Below are 597 nucleotides of genomic sequence, written 5' to 3'. Positions count from 1 at the left end.
GATTAACGGTGGACAGGAACCCTTGATCTTCCGGCGAGCGGGCTTTTCACCCGCTTTATCGTTACTTATGTCAGCATTCGCACTTCTGATACCTCCAGCATGCCTCACAGCACACCTTCGCAGGCTTACAGAACGCTCCCCTACCCAACAACACATAGTGTCGCTGCCGCAGCTTCGGTGCATGGTTTAGCCCCGTTACATCTTCCGCGCAGGCCGACTCGACCAGTGAGCTATTACGCTTTCTTTAAATGATGGCTGCTTCTAAGCCAACATCCTGGCTGTCTGTGCCTTCCCACATCGTTTCCCACTTAACCATGACTTTGGGACCTTAGCTGGCGGTCTGGGTTGTTTCCCTCTTCACGACGGACGTTAGCACCCGCCGTGTGTCTCCCGTGATAACATTCTTCGGTATTCGTAGTTTGCATCGGGTTGGTAAGTCGGGATGACCCCCTAGCCGAAACAGTGCTCTACCCCCGAAGATGAGTTCACGAGGCGCTACCTAAATAGCTTTCGGGGAGAACCAGCTATCTCCCGGTTTAATTGGCCTTTCACCCCCAGCCACAAGTCATCCGCTAATTTTTCAACATTAGTCGGTTC

Annotated in this window: 1 rRNA gene; it reads right to left on the bottom strand. The window is 52.8% G+C overall.

From position 1 onward, the window contains the following. Nucleotides 1–597: ribosomal RNA gene (locus HGP29_RS28490) — 23S ribosomal RNA — on the bottom strand; the annotation flags it as partial.

It is taken from the genome of Flammeovirga agarivorans, assembly GCF_012641475.1.
Taxonomy (GTDB): domain Bacteria; phylum Bacteroidota; class Bacteroidia; order Cytophagales; family Flammeovirgaceae; genus Flammeovirga; species Flammeovirga agarivorans.
The sequence above is the reverse complement of the archived record's forward strand: the minus strand, read 5'-3'. Positions and strand labels throughout refer to the sequence as shown.